The following is a 20631-nucleotide window of genomic DNA, read 5'->3' on the forward strand; positions in this document are numbered from 1 at the left end:
GCGGTGCACTAATAAGCTGCAACCGCTGCGCCTTCCGCCATCTATGGCGCGCGGGTACGATCAATGCTGACCAATCCGCAGGAGAACCAGCATGAAAACCCGGCCCATCCAGCTTCCGGAAGCGATTCCAGGCGCGCTCCCCATCCCCCTCACGGCCGCAGCCCGGCAGGCGCTGGCCGCGCTTTCGCTGACGACGCTGCTGTCCTCGCTGGGCACCAGTATTGCCAACGTCGCATTACCGACGCTGGCGGCCAGCTTCCATGCGTCTTTCCAGCAGGTTCAGTGGGTGGTGCTGGCCTATCTGCTGGCTATCACCACCCTGATCGTGAGCGTGGGACGGCTGGGCGACCTGCTGGGCAGGCGCAGGCTGCTCATAGCCGGGGTGGCGCTGTTCACGGTGGCCTCGGCCTTGTGCGGCCTGGCTGGGGAACTGTGGCAGCTGATCGCGGCGCGCGCGCTGCAAGGCTTGGGCGCCGCCGCCATGATGTCCCTGGCGATGGCGTTTGCAGCCAGCGCCGTGCCCAGGGAAAGGACCGGCACCGCCATGGGTCTGCTGGGCACCATGTCCGCCGTCGGCACGGCCCTCGGACCAACGGCGGGTGGCGGGTTGATCGCACTTGCCGGGTGGCCGGCGATTTTCTGGATCAGCGTTCCGCTGGGCGCGCTCGCCGCCCTGCTCGCCTATCGCTTCCTGCCCGCCGACGCCCCTGCTGCGGACGCTCCCCGGCCCAAATTCGACCAGCTGGGCACCTTGCTGCTTGCGCTGACGCTGGCCGCATTCTCGCTTGCCATGACGCTGGGACGCGGGCACTTCGGCTGGACGAATGCGCTATTGCTGCTGGGCGCGGCGGCCTGCGGCGGACTGTTCGCGCTGGCGCAGAAGAAGTCCGCCTCGCCGCTGATCCGCATGGAGATGCTGCGCCATCCCGTACTGGGAGCGGGTTTTGCTGCGAGCGCCCTCGTGACCACGGTGGTCATGGCTACGCTGGTGGTGGGGCCGTTCTATCTTGGGGGCGTGCTGGGGCTGGAGGCGGCGCAAATTGGCCTGGTGATGTCGACCGGCCCGCTGGTGGCCGCGCTGAGCGGCGTCCCGGCCGGCCGCCTGGTGGATAGCATGGGCGCGCGCCGCGCAGGCCTGGCCGGATTGGCTGGTATGGCTGCGGGCGCAGCCGCCCTGCCCTGGATGGCCGCCAGTTACGGCGTGCCGGGCTACATCGCTCCGCTGGCGCTGATCACCGCAGGCTATGCCCTGTTCCAGGCGGCGAACAACACCGCCGTCATGGCGGACGTCGAAGCAAGCCAGCGCGGCGTGGTGTCCGGCTTGCTCAATCTGTCACGCAACCTGGGATTGATTACCGGCGCGTCGGCCATGGGCGCCCTGTATGCGCTGGGCGGCATGCAGGCCGCGTTCGGCGTCGCCGCCGTACTGTCCCTGGCCGCCGCAGGCATCATTCAAAGGAATGCGCCATCTCCACGTGCGGAATGCCCGCTTCCATGAATTCCTCGCCGACGATGGCGAAGCCGTGCTTTTCGTAGAACGCGGCGGCGTGCGTCTGCGCGCCGAGCACTACACGCTTGTGGCCGCGCAGCTTGGCCTGCTCCATCAGCCCCTCCAGCAGCGCGCCGCCGATGCCGGTGCCGCGCCCCGCCTTGCGCACCGCCATGCGGCCGATATGGCCGTCCGGCAGCAGGCGGCCGGTGCCGATCGGCAAGCCGGCCGCGTCATAAGCCACGGCATGCAGGCAGGCCGCGTCGTTGTTGTCCATCTCCAGTTCGGCGGGAACGTTCTGCTCCACCACGAAGACCTCCATGCGGATGATCTTCGCGTCCCGCTGCAGTTCGGTCCAGTCGCCGAAGCGGATATCGTGCCGAGTGCTCATGCCTGCTGTGCTCCATGAATGCGAAAGCACAATTGTCGCATGCAGGCCTCAGCCCGCGCTACCGCCTTTCACCATGTCCTTCAGCATCTGGCGGATGTGCGGGGTGGCATCGTTGGGGTCGGTCGGGTTGCGGCCGGTGGTCATGTCTTCCATGCGCGTTTTCAAGCCGCCCAGCGCCTGCGGATGCGTGTAAATGTAGAACTGGCCGTCCGCGATCGCCTGGAAGGTGATGTTGGCCACATCCTCGGCGGTGACCTTGCCCGATGTGACGGCTTTGTCCGTCATCGCCTGCGAAGCCAGCTGGCTGCGCGTGGGCTTGGCGTCCATTTTCACGTCGTCCGGACGGTTGCGGTGCGACTGGTTGATGCCGGTCGGGACGAAGAACGGGCACAGCACCGACGCGCCGATGGGCGCATCCACCAAGTTCAGGTCGTGATACAGCGTCTCGGACAGCGACACCACCGCATGCTTGGACACATTGTAGACGCCCATCGCCGTCGGATTGACCACGCCCGCCATCGAGGACGTGTTCACGATATGCCCCTCGTAGCCCTCTTCCTTCTTCGCGCATTCCAGCATCAGCTTGGTGAAGATGCGCACGCCGTGGATCACGCCCCAGACGTTGACGCCCAGTACCCACTCCCAGTCCGCCACCGTGTTTTCCCAGATCAGCCCGCCCGAACCCACGCCGGCGTTGTTGAACACCAGGTGCACCGAGCCGAATTCCTTCATGGTGGCGTCGGCCAGCGCCTGCACCTGCTCGCCCTTGCGGACGTCGCAGATCAGGCCGATCACCTGCGCGCCCTGCTCCTTCAGCTCGGCCACGGTCTTGTCCAGCGCGTCCTGCTGCACGTCGGCCAGCACCAGCTTCATGCCCAGCTTGTGCGCCTTGATGGCGAACTCACGGCCCAGGCCGGCTGCGCCGCCGGTGATGACGGCTACTTTGTCTTGGAAATTTTTCATGAATGTCCGCCTTAGATGAGCTTGACCAATTGTTTACCGAAGTTCTTGCCTTTGAGCAGGCCCATGAATGCTTCCGGTGCGGCGGCCAGGCCGTCCGCTATCGATTCACGGTATTTCAGCTTGCCGGTGGCCACCAGCCCGCCCAGCTCGGTCAAGCCTTGCGGCCACAGCTCCATATGCTCGGAGACGATAAAGCCGCGCACCGTCAGCCGGTTGGTCAGCAGCACGCGCGCGTTTCGGATGGGGACGTCTTCGCCGTTGTAGCCTGCGATCATGCCGCACAGCGCCACGCGGGCGAAGGCGTTGGTGCGCGCCAGCGCCGCGTCGAACACGGCGCCGCCCACGTTTTCAAAGATGGCGTCCACGCCGTCCGGGGTGGCGGCGGCCAAGTCGCCCTCCAGATTGCCGGCCTTGTAGTCTATGCAGGCGTCGAAGCCCAGTTCATTGACCACGTAGTCGCATTTGTCCTTGCCGCCCGCAATGCCCACTGCGCGGCAGCCGCGCAGCTTGGCCAGTTGCCCAACCACGCTGCCCACCGCGCCGCTGGCTGCGGATACCACCACGGTCTCGCCGGCCTTGGCCTGCATGATCTGGTTGAAGCCGAACCACGCCGTCATGCCTGGCATGCCGACCGGGCCGAGATAGGCAGACAGCGGGATATGCGTGGTGTCCAGCTTGCGCAGCAGCGCGCCGTCGGACACGCCGATCTCCGACCAGCCAAACATGCCCGCCACGAAATCGCCGGCAGCGAACTTGGGGTGTTTGGATTCGACCACCTGGCCGACGGTGCCGCCTATCATGGTCGCGTCCAGCGGCTGCGGCTCGGCGTAGCTCTTGGCGTCGCTCATGCGACCGCGCATATACGGGTCCAGCGACAAATAATGGTTGCGGATCAGGATCTGGCCGTCCGCAATGGCGGGAACATCGGCCGTCTCCAGGCGGAAGTTGGAGGCTTGGACCTCGCCGCTGGGGCGGGAGGCCAGGACCATGCGCTGATAAGTGTTCATGCCGTTCTCCTTACAGTGCGGACACGCCGCCGTCCACCGGCAGGGTCTGGCCGGTGATGTGTTTGCCCGCGTCGGACGCCAGCAGCACCACGGGGCCTTTCAGGTCTTCGTCATCGCCCAGGCGACGCAGCGGCGCTTCGGCGGCCATCTGCTCCTCGCCCAGCGCGGCCAGCAGGCCAGCGGTCATCTTGGACGGGAAGAAGCCCGGCGCAATCGCGTTGACGGCAATGCCGTGCACGCCCCATTCCGCCGCCAGCGTGCGGGTGAAGTTGATCACCGCCGCCTTGGAGGTGTTGTAGGCGATGGTCTGCATGCCGGGCGGGTTGCCAGCCAGGCCGGCGATGGAGGCGATGTTGATGATGCGGCCGTATTTGCGCGGTATCATCGAACGCTTGCCCACAGCCTGCGACACCAGGAAGATGCTGCGGATGTTCAGGTTCATCACCTTGTCCCACGCCTCCAGCGGGTAGTCCTCGGCCGGCGCGCCCCAGGTGGCGCCGGCGTTGTTGACCAGGATGTCGATATGGCCGCCCAGTTTTTCCAGCGCCGCGTCCACCAGCGGGCCAACGGCCGCTTCCTTGGCCAGGTCCGCCGCGATGGCGTAGGCCGTCACGCCGTGCTTGGCCAGTATGGCCACGGCTTCATCCAGGTCCGACTGCTTGCGCGAGGACAGCACCACTTTGGCGCCCTGCTCGCCCAGCGCCAGCGCCATTTGCAGGCCCAGGCCGCGCGAGCCGCCCGTCACCAGTGCGGTTTTGCCTTGCAGGCTGAATAATTCTTGGGTAGTGCGCATATCTTGGTCTCCGGTCAGATTTAGTCGTTTTAGTTAGAACCACGCATCCTGCATGTCCAGCGTAGTTGTGTCTATGCTTTCCAGCAGCTCGAGCTGCTGCTGCACCTTGGGCAGCTCCCAGCGGAAGAAGTAGCGGCAGGCTTGCAGCTTGCCCTGGTAGAAGTTGGCATCATCGCCCGCCGCCCCTGCAGCCAGCGCGCCAGCGGCCACCACGGCCTGCTCCAGCCACATCCACGCCACCACGATATGGCCCATCGCTTCCAGATAGGTGCTGGCGTTGGCCAGCGTCTTGTTCATATCGCCCGCCGCGTACAGCGCCTGCGTAACGTGGGTGATGCGGCGCAGCGCAGCGGCCAGCGCGTCCGCCTGCACGCGCAGCTCGGCGGACAGCGCGTGCTGCGGATTGGCCGACGCGGCGCGGTCCACGGTCTTGCGCACCTGGCCGGCGAAGGCCTTGAACAGCGCACCGTCCTGCATAGCCACCTTGCGGCCCAGCAGATCCAGGCCGTGGATGCCGTGCGTGCCTTCGTGGATGGCGTTCAGGCGGTTGTCGCGGTAGAACTGCTCCACATTGTATTCGCGGGTGTAGCCGTAGCCGCCGTGCACCTGTATCGCCAGGCTGTTGGCCTCCACGCACCATTGCGAAGGCCAGGATTTGGTAATGGGCGTGAGGAAGTCCAGCAGCCGCCCCGCATGTTCGCGCGCTTCCGGCGTGGCGGCGGTCTGCTGCTCGTCCACCAGGCGGGAGCTGTACAGCACCAGCGCCAGTGCGCCTTCGCTGTAGGCCTTCTGCGCCAGCAGCATGCGGCGCACGTCGGTGTGCGCCATGATGGGCAGCTGCGGCTGCGCCGGATCCTTGGCGGCCGGGTGGCGGCCTTGCGGACGGTTGCGCGCGTAGTCCAGCGAGTGCAGGTAGCCGGTATAGCCCAGCACCGCAGCACCCGCGCCCACGCCGATACGCGCCTCGTTCATCATGTGGAACATATTGGCCAGGCCCTGGTGCGGATTACCGACCAGGTAGCCGATGGCGCCGCCCTTTCCCTGCGGCTTGAACTTGCCCTCGCCGAAGTTGAGCAGGCAGTTGCTGGTGCCGCGGTTGCCCATCTTGTGGTTCAGGCCCGCCAGCACCACGTCGTTGCGCTCGCCCAGCGTGCCGTCTTCGTTGACCAGGAACTTGGGCACGATGAACAGCGAGATGCCTTTGACGCCCGGGATCAGCTTGCCGTCCGCGCCGGGGATCTTGGCCAGCACCAGGTGGACGATATTGCCCGCCAAATCGTGCTCGCCGGCCGAGATCCACATCTTGTTGCCGCTCAGCCGGTACTGGCGCTCGCCATCCAGGCCTTGCACCGGGTCCGCGTCCGCGCGGGTGGTGATGTCGGACAGGCTGGAACCGGCCTGCGGCTCGGACAAGCACATGGTGCCGAAGAAGCGCCCCTCGAACATCGGCCGCACGTAGCGGCGCACCTGCTCCGGCGTACCGGTCTTCAGCAGCGTGTTGGCATTGCCTATGGTGAGGAAGAGATAGGACGTGGTCGAGACATTGGCCGCCGTGAAGTAAGCGGCCAGCACCTTCTCCACCGTGACCGGCAGCTGCATGCCGCCAAGCTCATAGTCCTGGCCCGCCGCCAGCAGGCCGGCGCCCACATAGGCGTCCAGCGCGGCCTTCACCTCGGGGATGATCTTCACTTCCAGGCAATGCTCGCCCGGCACCGCGTGCGGCTCCTGCAGGTCGCTCTTTTTGTTATGGGGCGCAAACAGGTCGGTGGCGATCTGCTCGGCCGTATCGATGGCCGCGTTGAAGGTCTCGCGGCTGTGGTCCTGGAAGCGCGGGCGCTGGTTCAGCGCCTCCACGTCCAGCCATTCATACAATAGGAAATCGATGTCGCGCCGCGACAGGAGTTTGGATTGCATAGGTAGTCTCAGGAATCTAATTATGAAACGGGCGCTTCTCCGAGCGCCCGTGCTTGCTGCTTTATACGACTTCGAACAGGCCCGCAGCGCCTTGGCCGCCGCCGATGCACATGGTCACCACCACGTATTTCACGCCACGGCGCTTGCCTTCGATCAGCGCGTGGCCGGTCAGGCGGGCGCCTGACACGCCGTAAGGATGGCCCACGGCGATGGCGCCGCCGTTCACGTTCAGGCGCTCCATCGGGATGCCCAGCTTGTCGGCGCAGTACAGCACCTGCACGGCAAAGGCTTCGTTCAGCTCCCACAGGCCGATGTCTTCCACCTTCAGGCCGGCCTGCTTAAGCAGCTTGGGTATGGCGAACACGGGGCCGATGCCCATTTCATCCGGCTCGCAGCCGGCCACGGCGAAGCCGCGGAAGATGCCCAGTGGCTGCAGGCCCTTGGCTTCCGCCACTTTCGCATTCATCACGATGGCGACCGAGGCGCCGTCCGAGAACTGGCTGGCGTTGCCGGCGGTGATCACGCCGCCCGGCATGGCGGTGCGGATCTTGGACACGGCTTCCAGCGTCGTGTCGGCGCGGATGCCTTCGTCCGCCGAGATGGTCACTTCACGGCTCAGCAGCATGCCGCTGGCCTTGTCGGCCACGCCCATGACCGTGGTCATCGGCACGATTTCGGCATTGAACAGGCCTGCCGCCTGGGCTGCGGCGGCGCGCTGCTGGCTTTGCACGCCGTATTCGTCCTGGCGCTCCTTGCTGATGCCGTAGCGCTTGGCCACGGTTTCAGCGGTTTGCAGCATGCTCCAGTAGATTTCCGGCTTGTTCTGCGACAGCCAGACTTCCTTGTACATATGCAGATTCATTTCCTGCTGCACGCAGGAGATCGATTCCACGCCGCCGGCGGCAAAGATGTCGCCCTGGCCGGCAATGATGGACTGCGCTGCGGTGGCGATGGTCTGCAGGCCGGACGAGCAGAAGCGGTTGATGGTCATGCCGGCGGTGGTCACCGGGCAACCGGCGCGCAGCGCAATCTGGCGCGCGATATTGCCACCGGTGGCGCCTTCCGGATTGGCACAGCCAATCAGCACGTCCTCCACTTCGCCCGCCTCGATATTGGCGCGCGCAATGGCCGCCTGCAGGGCGTGGCCGCCCAGCGTGGCGCCGTGCGTCATGTTGAAAGCGCCCTTCCACGATTTGGCCAGGCCAGTACGGGCGGTCGAAACGATCACGGCATCAGTCATCTTTGTCTCCTGGTGAGATGTTTATAGTCGATTTACCCAGAATATCATATTTTAGTACGGTCGTTCGCAAATTTTCCAGCGTGCTTTTCCAGCCCTGCTCACTTGTAAGCTTGCCGTAAGTTTCAAGCAAGCATGACGTAAGGTTAAGCGTCCATAGTGCATCCAAGCTAATGAAGTAACAACGAATTGGCTTTCGGGTTCAATAATTATATGGAGACAAATCATGGCAACAGCATCCGGCACCGCCAACGGCTTGCGCAACACGGGCGGCAAAGTATCGCCCATGACGGCGGAAGAAAAGAAAGTCATCTTCGCGTCCTCGCTGGGCACCGTATTCGAGTGGTACGACTTTTATCTGTACGGCTCGCTCGCATCCATCATCGCCAAGCAGTTCTTTATCGGCGATCCTACCACCACCTTCATTTTCGCCCTGCTGGCCTTCGCCGCCGGCTTCATCGTGCGCCCCTTCGGCGCGCTGGTGTTCGGCCGCCTGGGTGACATGATCGGCCGCAAATACACCTTCCTGGTCACCATCCTGATCATGGGTGCGTCCACCTTCATTGTCGGCCTGCTGCCGGGCTATGCCGCCATCGGCATCGCCGCCCCCATCATCCTGGTCACGCTGCGCATCCTGCAGGGCCTGGCGCTGGGCGGCGAGTACGGCGGCGCAGCCACCTACGTCGCGGAACATGCGCCGGAAGGCAAGCGCGGCTCCTTCACCGCATGGATCCAGACCACGGCCACCCTGGGTCTGTTCCTGTCCCTGCTGGTGATCCTGGGCACCCGCACCGCCACCGGCGAAGAAGCCTTCAACGCCTGGGGCTGGCGCATTCCCTTCCTGGTCTCCGTGCTGCTGCTCGGCGTCTCGGTGTGGATCCGCCTGTCCATGAATGAATCGCCAGCCTTCGCCAAGATGAAAGCGGAAGGCAAAACCTCCAAGGCCCCGCTGAGCGAAGCTTTCGGCCAATGGCGCAACCTGAAAGTGGTGATCCTGGCGCTGGTCGGCCTGACCATGGGCCAGGCAGTGGTCTGGTACACCGGCCAGTTCTACGCCCTGTTCTTCATGACCCAGGTGCTGAAGATCGACGGCCCCAACGCCAACATCATGACCGCGCTGTCGCTGGCGCTGGCAACTCCGTTCTTCATCTTCTTCGGCATGCTGTCGGATAAGATCGGCCGCAAATGGATCATCCTGGGCGGCTGCGTGATTGCTGCTGCAACCTACTTCCCGCTGTTCGGCGCGCTGACCCACTACGGCAACCCTGCACTGGAAGCCGCACTGAAAAACTCGCCAGTGGTGGTGGTGGCTGATCCAGCTTCCTGCCACTTCCAGTTCAACCCTACCGGCACCAAGAAATTCCCATCCTCGTGCGACATCGCCACCGGCATGCTGTCCAGCGCTTCGGTTGCTTACACCACTGTGGAAGCTGCGCCAGGCACGGTTGCCAAAATCAAGGTGGGCGACAAGGAAATCAGCGCCTTCAACGCCACCATGACGCCTGACGGCCTGAACTTCGACAAGGCCAGCAAGGACACCGAAGCGGCTCTGAAGAAGGAAGTCGCCGGCGCGATCAAGGCCGCAGGCTACCCAGCCAAGGCTGACGAAGCCCAGATGAACAAACCGATGATGGTACTGATCCTGTTCATCCTGGTGCTGTATGTGACCATGGTGTACGGCCCGATCGCCGCCATGCTGGTGGAGATGTTCCCAACCCGCATCCGCTACACCTCGATGTCGCTGCCATACCATATCGGCAACGGCTGGTTCGGCGGCCTGCTGCCTACCATCTCGTTCGCGCTGGTGGCCTTCAAGGGCGACATCTACTACGGCCTGTGGTATCCGATTGTGATCGCGCTGATCACCGCAGTCATCGGCGCCCTGTTCGTGAAAGAGACCATCCACAACGACATCTACGCCGCCGACTGATTCCCCGGTACGGCGGGGCAAGCGCCCCGCCAGCGTTCCTTCCAGCCGCCCTTCCGGGCGGTTTTTTTATACCTGCAGCAGCGGCTGATAGACGCAGTCGCGCAGCTGCGCGTCGCTCCAGGGCTTAGGGAAGATGCGCCGTGCCGCGCCGCTGTTCAGGGCGTCCAGCGCCGCCGCGTAGCTGTCGTCGCCGGTCAGCAGGATGCGCTCCGCGCCGGGACGCTGCTCCGCCGCCTGGGCGAGGAAGTCCACGCCGCTCATATCGGACAGGCGCTCGCCGCACACCACCGCCTGCACGGGATTAATTTCCAGCAGCGCCAGCGCATCCGCGCCGCTGGACGCGGCCAGGATCTTGCTGCCGTCGCCCTTGAGCACGCGGTTCAGCGCGCGCAGCGTGGCCGCTTCCGCATCCACCAGCAGCAAGGTGTGCGTGACGGCGCTGGCTTCCGGCGCCTGCGTCGCCTTGGCCGTCACCGGCAGCTTCTTGCCGGAGGCGAGCAGCGCCGCGTAACCATCGGCCGGCAGCGCCTTGCTGAACAGCGCGCCCTGCACCGCGTCGCAATGGCGCTGCTGCAGGCTGTGGAGCTGGGCTTCCGTCTCCACACCGTCCGCCAGCACCTTCCCGCCCAGCGTATGCGCCATCGACACAATCGCGCCGCACAACACGGCCGCGCCGGGCGAGACGCCCAGTTCGTGCACCAGCGCCGGGTCCAACTTCAGGCGGTCAAAGGGGAACTCTTTCAGGCAATACAGCGAAGCCTGGCTGCTGCCGAAATCGTCCAGCACCAGGCCCACACCCAGCTCCTTCAACTGCCGCAGCGTGGCGGCCGCAGCGTCCGGATTGTGCATCAGGCCTTGCTCGCCCACTTCCAGCACCAGCGAAGCGGCGGGCACGCCGCTGCTCTCCAGCGCATGCCGCACAGTGTCGGCCAGTCCGGGCAGCGAGAACTGGCTGGCCGACAGGTTGACCGCCACCGGCGGCATATGCAAGCCCTGGTCCGCCCATTCCTTCAGCTGCCTGCACGCCCGCTCTATGGCCCAGGCGCCGAATGGCAGCACCAGCCCGGTCTCCTCGGCCTGCCGGATAAAGTCCTGCGGCGCCAGCACGCCGCGCTGCGGATGCTGCCAGCGCAGCATCGCCTCGGCGCAAGTCACGCCGCCGTGCGCCAGGCTCGCTTGCGGCTGGTAGTACAGCAGCAGCTCGCGGCGCTCCAGCGCGCGGCCAAGCTCCAGCTCCATGGCGCCGCGCTGCGCCACCTGCGCATTGAGCGCGGTGGCGTAATAGCGGTAGGTATTGCCGCCTTGCTGCTTGGCTTGCTGCATGGCCTCCGCCGCGTGCGCCAGCAAAGGACCGCCATCGTCGCCGTCGCCGGTGTCGTCGGGATACAGGCCGATGCCGGTGGAGCACATCAGCTTGAGCAGCGGCGTGTCCGGCGGCAGCAGGCTGGCGTCCACCGGCTGGGCCAGCGCGGCGGCCACGCGCGCCGCGATCTTGCCCGCGTGCGCCGCCGACACCAAGCATGGCAGAAGCACGATGAATTCGTCCGCGCCGGGGCGCGCCAGCACGGCCTTCTCGCCGGCTGCTTGCGCCAGCCGCAGCGCTGCCTGGACCAGCACCTGGTCCGCCACTTCCCGGCCCAGCTTTTCGTTGATCATGTCAAAGCTGTCCAGGTTCACATGCAGCGCGCCCAGCTTGCGGTGCGCTGCGGCGGCTTGCGCGGCCAGCGGCGCAACCTTGCGCTGCAAGGTCGCCAGCGTGGCCAGCCCGGTCAGGTCGTCGAAATAGACGGGATGCGCAGCCCGCTCTTCGGCCTCCGCTTCGGCGGCTGCGGCCACGGCCACGCACTGGGCATGCAGCTTGGTGCGGCCTATGCCCAGCACCAGGTCGTCCGCCAGGGTTTGCAGCAGCTTGAGTTCCTCGTCGTCGAAGCTTTCCGCGTGCACGGAATAGATGCCCAGCACGCCGAACGGCGCCGATTCCGGATCGGTACGCAAAGGCAAGGCTGCGGCGGCCAGCAGCCCGTGCGGCACGGCCGGGCGGTCGGCCGCATTGAACACCAGGTCGGTGACCAGCTGATTGGTCGTCATGGTGCGGTTCTGGTGGATGGCCGTTCCGAAGCCGCCCTGCTCGTGGACTTCCTCGCCCCAGCTCAGCGCCAGCTTGTGCACATAGTTCGCGTCCGTGCCGCCATGCGCGGCGACTTCGACACTGAATTTCTCGTCCTGACGCGCATAGCCCACCCAGGCCGCGCGGTAGCCGCCGTGATCGCACAAATGGGCGCACACCGCGGCCAGCAGTTCCTTCTCGTCCTGCGCCCGCAACTGGGACTGCCAGCAGGCCGACAGCAGCGCCCAGGCGCGCTCCAGGCGGCGCAGGCGGGCGTTGTTATCGGCGTGGCGCTTGGCCGCGATGCTGGTTTCGTCGGCGATGCGGTTCATGGAACGCACCAGGATGTCGAATTCGCTGGCGCTGTCCGCGTCCGCGTCCAGCCGCTTGGCGCGGGCGCCGGCACGTGCGTGGCTGCCGCCGTGGCTGAAGTTTTCGGAGGCGATGGCGCCGGCGAAGGCGATGCAGTCGCGCAGCGTGCCGTCTATGCTGTGGGTGAAGCGCCGCGCCACCAGGATGCCAGCGCCGGTGGCCAGCGCCGGCAGCAGGAACATGGCCACCAGTGCGGTCAAGGCCAGCTGCGACGCGCGTTCGCGGGCGCGTTCGGACGCGTCGGCGGCGCGGGTGCTCAGCGTGTCGAGCAGCGGAGCCAGCGTGTTTGCAGCTTGCGGCGCCGCGCCGGCCTTGGCCTTTTCCTCGTATTCATAGCTGCTGGCGGTGACGGCCTGCGCCGCCCGGCGCACGCTCGATTCTCCGCTCAGACCGGCCACGTCGCGCATCTGCGCGCGCAGGGCCAGCAACGCCGCCGCCCGCGTGGCGGGAGCGTCCAGCAGGCGCAGATCCGCGCCCGCCTTGTGCGCCAGCTGCACCGCGTACTGTTCCTGGCCGCTGTAGGCGCGCCAGGCGTGCACCGCGTACAGGTGGACAAAACCGGCCAGCAGCGCAGCGGCCAGCATGGGCATGGCCAAACTGGCAACAACGGCCCACAGCCTGCTGTGCAGGCTTAGCCGCGCGAGGCGGCTGTCAAACTCCGCGAGCAGTGACATTTCGACATCTCCCATGTTCTAATAGTTAAGAACATAGTAGTCCGAAATTTGCCATATGGAAAGATTATCTTCGGGCGGAGAGTTCAGGCCGCCAGTAGCTGCTGGTGGCGAAACGCCTGCTGGACGCAGTCTCGCAGTTGCTCGTCATCCCAGGGCTTGGTGAAGTAGCGGTAGACGGCGCCGCGGTTGATGGCGTCGATCACGGAGTCCAGGTCGGCATAGCCGGACAGGATAATGCGGACGGTGTCCGGGTACAGGTCCTTCACGCGGCTAAGAAATTCAATGCCGGTCATTTCAGGCATGCGGTGGTCCGACAGCACCACCTGCACCGGACTCATGGCCAGCAGCTTGAGCGCATCGGACGCGCTGGTGGCGGCCAGGATCTTGTAGCCATCCAGCCGCAGCGCGCGGTTCAGCGAGCGGATGATATTCGGTTCGTCATCTAGCAGCAGCAAGGTGGGCGGGGTTTCCGCCGCATCCGGCAAGGCCAGCTTGTTGCCGCTTGCCAGCAACTGGGCGTAAGCGCCGGCCGGCACGGCTTTGCTGAACAGGTAGCCCTGCATGCTGTCGCAGTAGCGCCGCCGCAGGTAGTTCATCTGCTCCACGGTTTCCACCCCCTCGGCCACCACCTGCACGCGCAGATTGTGCGCCAGCCCGATCACCGCGTTGCAAATGGCCGCGTCGTCCGGCGACGTGGTGATGTCGCGCACGAAGGAATGGTCTATCTTCAAATGGTCGATGGTGAAGCGCTTCAGGTGGCTCAGCGAGGAATAGCCGGTGCCGAAGTCGTCCAGCGCGATGCCCACGCCCAGCTCTTTCAGTTCGCGCAGCGTGACGATGGCCGCCTCCACGTCCTGCATCACCGCGCTCTCGGTCAACTCCAGCACCAGCTGGCGCCCCACCACGCCGCTGCTTTCCAGCGCCCTGCGCACGGTCTGTACCAGGCCCGCTTGCTGGAACTGGCGCGCGGACAAGTTGACGGCCACTGGCGGTGATTTCACGCCCGCGTCGCGCCAGGCCTTGAGCTGGCCGCATACGTTCTCGATGGCCCACGCGCCTATCGGCAGCACCAGCCCGGTTTCCTCGGCCAGCTTGATGAATTCGCCCGGCGCCACCATGCCGCGCGTGGGGTGCTTCCAGCGCATCAGCGCTTCGGCGCCCACGACCACGCCGGTCTGCAGGCTGCATTGCGGCTGATAGTGCATGGACAGCTCGCCGCGTTCCAGCGCCCGGCTCAGCTCCGACTCCATGACGAAGCGCGAAGCCATGCGCGCGTTCAGCTCGGGCGCATAGTAGCGGCAGGTATTGCCGCCCTGCCGCTTCGCTTCCTGCATGGCCAGGCCTGCGTTGCGCAGCAGGTCGCCTATCTCGGCGCTGTCGTCGGGATACAGGCTGATGCCGATGGAGCCGAGCGGGCGTATGGCCGGCGCGCCGGGAGGCAGCAGTCCGGCGGCCAGCGGTTCAGCCAGCTGCGCCGCCATGCGGCTGGCCGCCTTTGCAGCGTCGCCCGGCGCGGCAAGTCCCGGCAGCAGGATGACGAATTCGTCCGCACCCGGACGCGCCAGCACCGCCCCCTCACCCGCGCAGTGGACCAGCCGCAGCGCGGCCTGCGCCAGCACCTGGTCGCCCACCGCGCGGCCCAGCGTGTCGTTGACGTCCTTGAAACGGTCCAGGTCCACGTGCAGCGCCGCCAGCGTCTTGCGGCCGGCGCGCGCTTGTTCCGCCAGCTGCAGCAGCTGTGCTTGCAGCGTTTCCAGCTTGGCCAGGCCGGTCAGGTCGTCGTAATTGACATGGCGCGCCAGCTGCGCCTCGGCGCGCTGGCGCTGCCCCGATTGGCGGCGGCTGACGATGCCGAAGGCCAGATCGTCCGCCAGGTCGTGCAGCAGCTGCAACTCCTCTTCCTCCACGGGGCCGCTCTGCTCGGAGTAGAGGCCCAGTACGCCGAACGCGGTGCGTTCACCATCGCCTTCGCCATCGCTCATCAGCGGCAGCGCCAGCGCGGACGCCAGGCCGTGCGGCGGCGTGAGTTCGCGCCAGCATGTGAAGACCAGGTCCGATGCGAGCTGGCTGGTGGCCACCGTGCGCACTTGGTGGATGGCGGTGCCGAAGCCGCCCTGCTTGTGCACGTCCGCGCCCCAGCTCAGCTGCAACCCGTTCACGTAATCCGCATCGGTGCCTGCATGCGCTGCGACTTCTATGGTCATGGACTCGTCGTCGCATGCGTAGCCCACCCAGGCCACGCGGTAGCCGCCCAGTTCCGCCAGATGCCCGCAGATGGCGTTCAGCAGCTCCGTCTCGCTGCCGGCTTTGGCCAGCGACTTGCTGCACGCGGACAGCAGCGCCCACGAGCGCTCCACCCGCTCCAGCCTTGCGGTCTGCGCGGCCGTACGCTCCGCGGCGGTGACGGTTTCGTCGGCGATGCGGTTCATGGAGCGCACCAGGATGTCGAATTCGCTGGCGCTGTCGGCGTCCGCATCCAGGCGGCGCGCGCTGGCGGCTGGTCGCGCCTGGCTGCTGCCGTGGCTGAAATTGCCCGCCGCGATTTCGCCGGCGAAGGCGATGCAGTCGCGCAGCGTGCCGTCTATGCTGCGCGTAATGCCGCTGGCCAGCACCAACGCACCCGCCGCCGCCAGCACCGGCAGCAGCACCACCGCCAGCAGCGCCACCCGTCCCGCAAGCACGGCGTGCGCATGCGCCTGCGCGGACGCGCCCGTAGCCTGTACTGCCAGCTCGTCGAGCAAGGGAGCCAGCGGTGGGGGTGCGGCGGCGCGGGCAGCCCGGGTGGTCTCGTATTCATAGGTAAGCAAAGCGACTGCCTGTGCTGCGCTGCGCACGTTCTCATCTCCGCTAACGCCGGCGATGTCGCGCATCTGCGCGCGCAAGCCGCTCAGCGTGGCGCGGCGCGTGGCCGCCACATCCAGCGCAGGCAACGCGGCGCTGCTCCGCAATGCCAGTTGCAGCGCACGCTGATCCTGTTCGGCAAAGGCGTGCCAGGCGGATGCGGCATACAAATGCAGCAGCACCACCACCAGCGCCGAGGCTAGCATGGGGATAGCCAAACAACTGATGACAGTTTGTAGTCTGGCGCGCAGACTGAGGCGGGCAAGGCGGGCGTGGAAGTTAGCGAGCAGTGCCATGGGCTGCGCCCGCGTGGCCGTGTTCAGGACAAACACTCAGGGTATTCATGCGGCATCTCCTGTAGTTCAGGCAGGCTGGCAGGAAGGACTGCGGAGTGATAGTACCGCGTTTTCAGCGGCGGGAAAAAAAGATGGCAACGCGGCGCGCACAAGCACGCGCCGCATTGCCATGCCGGCTTAGCCGATAATGCGCAGCGAGTAGTCCGTGGCGCGCACGTCCTTGGTCAGGCTGCCGATGGAGATGCGGTCCACGCCGGTTTCGGCGATGCCGCGCACCGTGTCCAGGTTGACGCCACCCGAACCTTCCAGCAGCGCGCGGCCCGCGTTGAGCTTCACTGCGGCGCGCATCATGTCGAGGTCGAAATTGTCGAGCAGGACCGAGGTGGCGCCGGCCGCCAGGGCTTCTTCCAGCTCGGCCAGGTTTTCCACTTCCACCTGTATGGTCACGCCCGCGCCGGCTTTGGCGGCCACGCGCTTGGCTTCCACCAGCGCGGCGGTGATGCCGCCCGCCGCCGCAATATGGTTCTCCTTGATCAGGATGCCGTCGTACAGGGCCAGGCGCTGGTTGGCGCCGCCGCCCACGCGCACCGCGTACTTCTGCGCCAGGCGCAGGCCGGGCAGCGTTTTGCGGGTGTCGAGCACGCGGGCTCCGGTGCCTTCCACCACTTGCGCGTAGCGGCGCGTGGCCGTGGCCACGCCGGACAACAGCTGCAGGAAGTTGAGCGCCGCGCGTTCGCCCGTGAGCAGCGCGCGCGACGGGCCTTCCAGCGTGCAGACCGCGCTGTCCGCCTTCATCATGTCGCCTTCGGCGTAGTGCCAGGTAATGCTGATGCCGCCGTCCACGGCCAGCATCACGCCTTCAAACCAGGGCGCGCCGCACAGCACCGCGTCTTCGCGCACCACCACGCGGGCGGTGCTGCGGCCTTCGGCGGGAACCAGCATGCCGGTCAGGTCGCCGGTGCCCACGTCTTCCAGCAGCGCGGCCAGCAGGTTGGATTCAAACGCCGCCTTCAACGGCGCGTCGAACGGCGCGTGGGGATTGCGTAAAGTACTCATGCCGGACCTATACCCTGGAACAGTTTTGCCTCTTGCGCCAGATCGGCGCTTGGCGCGACCTTGGCCTTCCTGGCTGCGGCGAAGTCCAGCATGCGGTCGATGGAGCGCTTGGCTTGCACACCGACGGCGGGGTCGACATGGATTTCGTTCTTCATATTCTCGAGCACGTCCGCCAGGTTCTGCAGGCCGTTCATGGCCATCCACGGGCAATGCGCGCAGCTCTTGCAGGTGGCGCTGTTGCCGGCGGTGGGCGCTTCGATGAAGGTCTTGCCCGGAGCGGCCTGGCGCATCTTGTGCAGGATGCCGTTGTCGGTGGCGACGATGAAAGTGTCCGCGTCCATGTTGACGGCGGCGGCAATCATCTGCGAGGTGGAGCCGACAACGTCGGCCTGCGCCACCACATTGGCCGGCGACTCGGGGTGCACCAGCACCTTGGCGTTCGGGTATTCGGCTTTCAGCAGATCCAGTTCCACGCCCTTGAATTCGTCGTGCACCAGGCAGGAGCCCTGCCACAGCAGCATGTCCGCGCCGGTTTCCTTCTGGATGTAGGAGCCCAGGTGCTTGTCCGGCGCCCACAGGATTTTCTTGCCCTGCTCGTGCAGGTGCTTGACGATGTCCAGGCCGATCGACGACGTCACCATCCAGTCGGCGCGCGCTTTCACGGCAGCGCTGGTGTTGGCGTAGACCACCACGGTGCGGTCCGGGTGCTGGTCGCAGAAAGCGGTGAACTCGTCGGCCGGGCAGCCCAGGTCGAGCGAGCAGGTCGCGTCCAGGTCCGGCATCAGGATGGTCTTTTCGGGGCTGAGGATCTTGGCGGTTTCGCCCATGAAGCGCACGCCCGCGACCACCAGGGTCTTGGCGCTGTGGTCGCGGCCGAAACGGGCCATTTCCAGCGAATCGGAAACGCAGCCGCCGGTTTCCTCGGCCAGGTCTTGCAGGTCGGCGTCCACGTAATAGTGGGCTACCAGTACCGCCTGCTTTTCTTTCAGCAGGCGCTTGATGCGTTCTTTGAGGACGGCGCGCTCGTCGGCGCTGGGGGTGGCCGGGGTACGCGCCCAGGCATGCGCGACGCAGCTGGTTCCTTGTTGCGGGTGCTCGTACTCGACTGGCTTGATGGCTAGAGTCTGTTGCATGATACTTAGAGGTGATGACGTGATGGCGACAATGACGACACTATCGCACATACAATAAAAAACTGCCCGGCGCCGCTCGAAAGCAGTGGCCGGGCAGATGGGGCAATTAGTTGATGCCCTGGCTGGTCAGGTATTCCTCGTAGTTGCCGCGGAAGTCGACGATCTCGTTTTCCTTGACCTCGAGGATGCGGTTGGCCAGCGAGGAAACGAATTCGCGGTCGTGCGAGACGAAGATCAGCGTGCCGGCGTATTTGTCCAGTGCGATGTTCAGCGATTCGATCGATTCCATGTCCATGTGGTTGGTCGGCTCATCAAGCAGCAGCACGTTGTGGCGGCCCAGCATCAGCTTACCGTACATCATGCGGCCCTTTTCACCGCCCGACAGCACGCGCACGGACTTCTTCACCTCGTCGCCGCCGAACAGCAGGCGGCCCAGGCTGGAGCGCACGGCCTGATCGTCGTCGCCTTCCTTGGTCCAGCGGCCCATCCAGTCGGTGAGGGTCAGGTCGGTGGCGAAGTCCTCGGTTGGATCCTGCGGCATGTAGCCCACGTTGGCGTTTTCCGCCCACTTGATGCGGCCGGTGTCGGCGTTCAGGCCGGTGATGTCCTCGCCGCCGATGCAGCGCAGCAGCGTGGTCTTGCCGGCGCCGTTGGCGCCGATAATGGCGATGCGCTCGCCCGCTTCCACCATGATGCTGAAGTTCTTGAACAGCTGGCGATCGTAGGCTTTGGAGATGTTCTCCGCTTCCACGGCCAGGCGGTGCAGCTTCTTCTCGCCGTCGAAACGCACGAATGGATAGGCGCGCGAGGACGGCTTCATGTCCTCGACCTTGATCTTGTCGATCATCTTGGCGCGCGACGTGGCCTGGCGGGCCTTCGACTTGTTGGCCGAGAAGCGGCGCACGAAGTCCTGCAGCTCGGCGACTTTCTCTTTCGCCTTGGCGTTGTTGGCCAGTTGCTGGTTGCGCGCTTGCGTGGACGCCAGCATGTACTCGTCGTAGTTGCCTGGGTAGATCTTCAGCGTGCCGTAGTCCATGTCGGCCACGTGGGTGCACACCTGGTTCAGGAAGTGGCGATCGTGGGAAATGATGATCATGGTGGAATTGCGCTCGTTCAGCACGTCTTCCAGCCAGCGGATGGTGTTGATGTCCAGGTTATTGGTCGGCTCGTCCAGCAGCAGGATGTCCGGATTCGAGAACAGCGCCTGCGCCAGCAGCACGCGCAGCTTCCAGCCTGGCGACACATTGCTCATCGGGCCCTGGTGCAGCGAAATGTCCACGCCCGCGCCCAGCAGCAGTTCGCCGGCGCGCGATTCGGCGGTGTAGCCGTCGTATTCCGAGACTTTGCCTTCCAGGTCGGCGGCGCGCATGTAGTCGTCGTCCGTGGCGTCCGGATTGGCGTAGATGGCGTCGCGTTGCTGCATGGCATCCCACATCTCGGTGTGGCCCATCATGACCACGTCCAGCACGCGCATGTCTTCATAGGCGAACTGGTCCTGGCGCAGCTTGCCCAGGCGCTCGTTGACGTCCAGCGCCACATTGCCGGCCGACGGCTCCAGGTCGCCGCCCAGGATTTTCATGAAGGTCGACTTGCCGCAGCCGTTGGCGCCGATCAGGCCATAGCGGTTGCCATCGCCGAACTTGACGGAAATGTTTTCGAACAGCGGCTTGGCGCCGAATTGCATCGTAATGTTTGCAGTGGATAGCACGTCTGAAGGCCCTTAAAGCGGTAAATTCACAACCTCGCATTTTACCACCCTATGGCCACAGCGTCAGCCAAACGCTCAGTGCACGTTTCTGGCGATGAAATACACAGCCGCCGTTAGCGAGCTGCAAATGACTATCATCGCGCCTATGACGCGCCGGGTATAGCGTGTGAACTCACCGTGCATCTCAGCTCTCAAGTTGCTCGTGTTTTCATTGGCTTTGGCGGTTTCACGTACCGTGAACTCGTTGACCTTGCTGAACTCCCGCACGGAGATCTCGTTAATCTTGCTAAACTCTCGCACGGAGGAATCGTTAATCTTGCTAAACTCTCGCACGGAGAAATCGTTGGCCTTGCTAAACTCCCGCACCATAGTCTCGTTAGTCCTGGCGATCTTCTCGTGAACATTGGCAAATTCGCGGGCCATGTTTTCGCTAACCCTGGCAATTTTCTCATGCACATTCGAAAATTCACGCGCCATGTTTTCGTTGACCATGGCAATTCTGTCGTTGACCTTGCCAACCTCAATTGCCAAGTCTCCCTTGGTCACATAGTTGGAACGAATCACCTCAACCGTGGTCTTGACCACGGGGAGATCCTTTTCCACATTTGCAAGTCGCGAGAGCATGGCTTTATCATTGGCACGGCGCGGCTGGAAGTCAAGCGAGCCCGGGGATGGGGGCTGGTCGTTGGAGTTCATCATCGCTCCAGGCGGAGTACGGGG

Annotated in this window: 14 protein-coding genes; 2 read left to right on the plus strand and 12 right to left on the minus strand. The window is 65.2% G+C overall.

What is annotated here, in order from left to right; genetic code table 11:
• Positions 1–91 precede the first annotated feature (91 nt).
• Entirely contained in the window at positions 92–1498 is a 1407-nt protein-coding gene (locus KT882_RS17415; protein WP_228892731.1) for an MFS transporter, read from the plus strand.
• Here KT882_RS17415 and KT882_RS17420 read toward each other — a convergent pair.
• From KT882_RS17420 to KT882_RS17445, 6 genes are all read right to left on the minus strand, one after another.
• Positions 1449–1880 carry a GNAT family N-acetyltransferase gene (locus KT882_RS17420; RefSeq protein ID WP_161071299.1) on the minus strand — a complete coding sequence of 144 codons (432 nt, stop codon included), beginning with the start codon at positions 1878–1880 and terminating at the stop codon, positions 1449–1451. The genes KT882_RS17415 and KT882_RS17420 overlap by 50 nt on opposite strands.
• A 48-nt stretch (positions 1881–1928) precedes the next feature.
• Positions 1929–2843, minus strand: a complete 915-nt coding sequence (locus KT882_RS17425; protein WP_161071298.1) for an SDR family oxidoreductase — start codon at positions 2841–2843, stop codon at positions 1929–1931.
• An 11-nt stretch (positions 2844–2854) separates the two neighbouring features.
• Complete coding sequence (locus tag KT882_RS17430) at positions 2855–3850, minus strand: NADP-dependent oxidoreductase (protein ID WP_228892733.1); 996 nt, start codon at positions 3848–3850, stop codon at positions 2855–2857.
• A 10-nt stretch (positions 3851–3860) separates the two neighbouring features.
• Positions 3861–4643: an SDR family oxidoreductase gene (locus KT882_RS17435; RefSeq protein WP_228892736.1), complete on the minus strand. Its 783-nt coding sequence runs from the start codon at positions 4641–4643 to the stop codon at positions 3861–3863.
• 33 nt (positions 4644–4676) lie between these two features.
• A complete protein-coding gene (locus tag KT882_RS17440) occupies positions 4677–6557 on the minus strand; it encodes an acyl-CoA dehydrogenase (RefSeq protein ID WP_228892737.1) in 1881 nt (626 codons plus the stop codon).
• A gap of 61 nt (positions 6558–6618) precedes the next feature.
• A complete protein-coding gene (locus tag KT882_RS17445) occupies positions 6619–7797 on the minus strand; it encodes an acetyl-CoA C-acyltransferase (RefSeq protein ID WP_161071294.1) in 1179 nt (392 codons plus the stop codon).
• Positions 7798–8020: 223 nt separating this feature from the next.
• Here KT882_RS17445 and KT882_RS17450 point away from each other — a divergent pair, with 223 nt between their 5' ends.
• Entirely contained in the window at positions 8021–9724 is a 1704-nt protein-coding gene (locus tag KT882_RS17450) for an MFS transporter (protein WP_161071293.1), read from the plus strand.
• Positions 9725–9790: 66 nt separating this feature from the next.
• Here KT882_RS17450 and KT882_RS17455 read toward each other — a convergent pair whose 3' ends face one another.
• The 6 genes from KT882_RS17455 to KT882_RS17480 all read right to left on the minus strand — a co-directional run bounded on the left by KT882_RS17455 (position 9791) and on the right by KT882_RS17480 (position 20610).
• The gene (locus KT882_RS17455) at positions 9791–12877 is read right to left on the minus strand and encodes an EAL domain-containing protein (protein WP_228892740.1); all 3087 of its coding nucleotides are present in this window, start codon (positions 12875–12877) and stop codon (positions 9791–9793) included.
• Between the two features lie 83 nt (positions 12878–12960).
• On the minus strand, positions 12961–15924 hold the full coding sequence (locus tag KT882_RS17460) for an EAL domain-containing protein (RefSeq protein ID WP_228892743.1): 2964 nt from the start codon (positions 15922–15924) through the stop codon (positions 12961–12963).
• A 267-nt stretch (positions 15925–16191) separates the two neighbouring features.
• Positions 16192–17070 (minus strand): carboxylating nicotinate-nucleotide diphosphorylase, encoded by an 879-nt coding sequence (gene nadC, locus KT882_RS17465; protein ID WP_161071290.1) that lies wholly within the window; start codon positions 17068–17070, stop codon positions 16192–16194.
• A complete protein-coding gene (gene nadA / locus KT882_RS17470) occupies positions 17067–18203 on the minus strand; it encodes a quinolinate synthase NadA (RefSeq protein WP_161071289.1) in 1137 nt (378 codons plus the stop codon). Before nadA ends, nadC begins: the two co-directional genes overlap by 4 nt.
• 106 nt (positions 18204–18309) lie before the next feature.
• Positions 18310–19911 (minus strand): ABC-F family ATPase, encoded by a 1602-nt coding sequence (locus KT882_RS17475; RefSeq protein WP_161071288.1) that lies wholly within the window; start codon positions 19909–19911, stop codon positions 18310–18312.
• Positions 19912–19986: 75 nt separating this feature from the next.
• On the minus strand, positions 19987–20610 hold the full coding sequence (locus KT882_RS17480; protein WP_228892744.1) for a hypothetical protein: 624 nt from the start codon (positions 20608–20610) through the stop codon (positions 19987–19989).
• Between the last annotated feature and the right edge of the window lie 21 nt (positions 20611–20631).

This window comes from Pseudoduganella aquatica (genome assembly GCF_020865585.1).
Classification (GTDB): domain Bacteria; phylum Pseudomonadota; class Gammaproteobacteria; order Burkholderiales; family Burkholderiaceae_D; genus Rugamonas; species Rugamonas aquatica_A.

Bases quoted from the DNA above. Each gene is read 5' to 3' on its own strand.
- KT882_RS17415 (WP_228892731.1), top strand. From the start codon at position 92: ATGAAAACCCGGCCCATCCAGCTTCCGGAAGCGATTCCAGGCGCGCTC.
- KT882_RS17420 (WP_161071299.1), bottom strand. From the start codon at position 1,880: ATGAGCACTCGGCACGATATCCGCTTCGGCGACTGGACCGAACTGCAG.
- KT882_RS17425 (WP_161071298.1), bottom strand. From the start codon at position 2,843: ATGAAAAATTTCCAAGACAAAGTAGCCGTCATCACCGGCGGCGCAGCC.
- KT882_RS17430 (WP_228892733.1), bottom strand. From the start codon at position 3,850: ATGAACACTTATCAGCGCATGGTCCTGGCCTCCCGCCCCAGCGGCGAG.
- KT882_RS17435 (WP_228892736.1), bottom strand. From the start codon at position 4,643: ATGCGCACTACCCAAGAATTATTCAGCCTGCAAGGCAAAACCGCACTG.
- KT882_RS17440 (WP_228892737.1), bottom strand. From the start codon at position 6,557: ATGCAATCCAAACTCCTGTCGCGGCGCGACATCGATTTCCTATTGTAT.
- KT882_RS17445 (WP_161071294.1), bottom strand. From the start codon at position 7,797: ATGACTGATGCCGTGATCGTTTCGACCGCCCGTACTGGCCTGGCCAAA.
- KT882_RS17450 (WP_161071293.1), top strand. From the start codon at position 8,021: ATGGCAACAGCATCCGGCACCGCCAACGGCTTGCGCAACACGGGCGGC.
- KT882_RS17455 (WP_228892740.1), bottom strand. From the start codon at position 12,877: ATGTCACTGCTCGCGGAGTTTGACAGCCGCCTCGCGCGGCTAAGCCTG.
- KT882_RS17460 (WP_228892743.1), bottom strand. From the start codon at position 15,924: ATGCTAGCCTCGGCGCTGGTGGTGGTGCTGCTGCATTTGTATGCCGCA.
- nadC (WP_161071290.1), bottom strand. From the start codon at position 17,070: ATGAGTACTTTACGCAATCCCCACGCGCCGTTCGACGCGCCGTTGAAG.
- nadA (WP_161071289.1), bottom strand. From the start codon at position 18,203: ATGCAACAGACTCTAGCCATCAAGCCAGTCGAGTACGAGCACCCGCAA.
- KT882_RS17480 (WP_228892744.1), bottom strand. From the start codon at position 20,610: ATGATGAACTCCAACGACCAGCCCCCATCCCCGGGCTCGCTTGACTTC.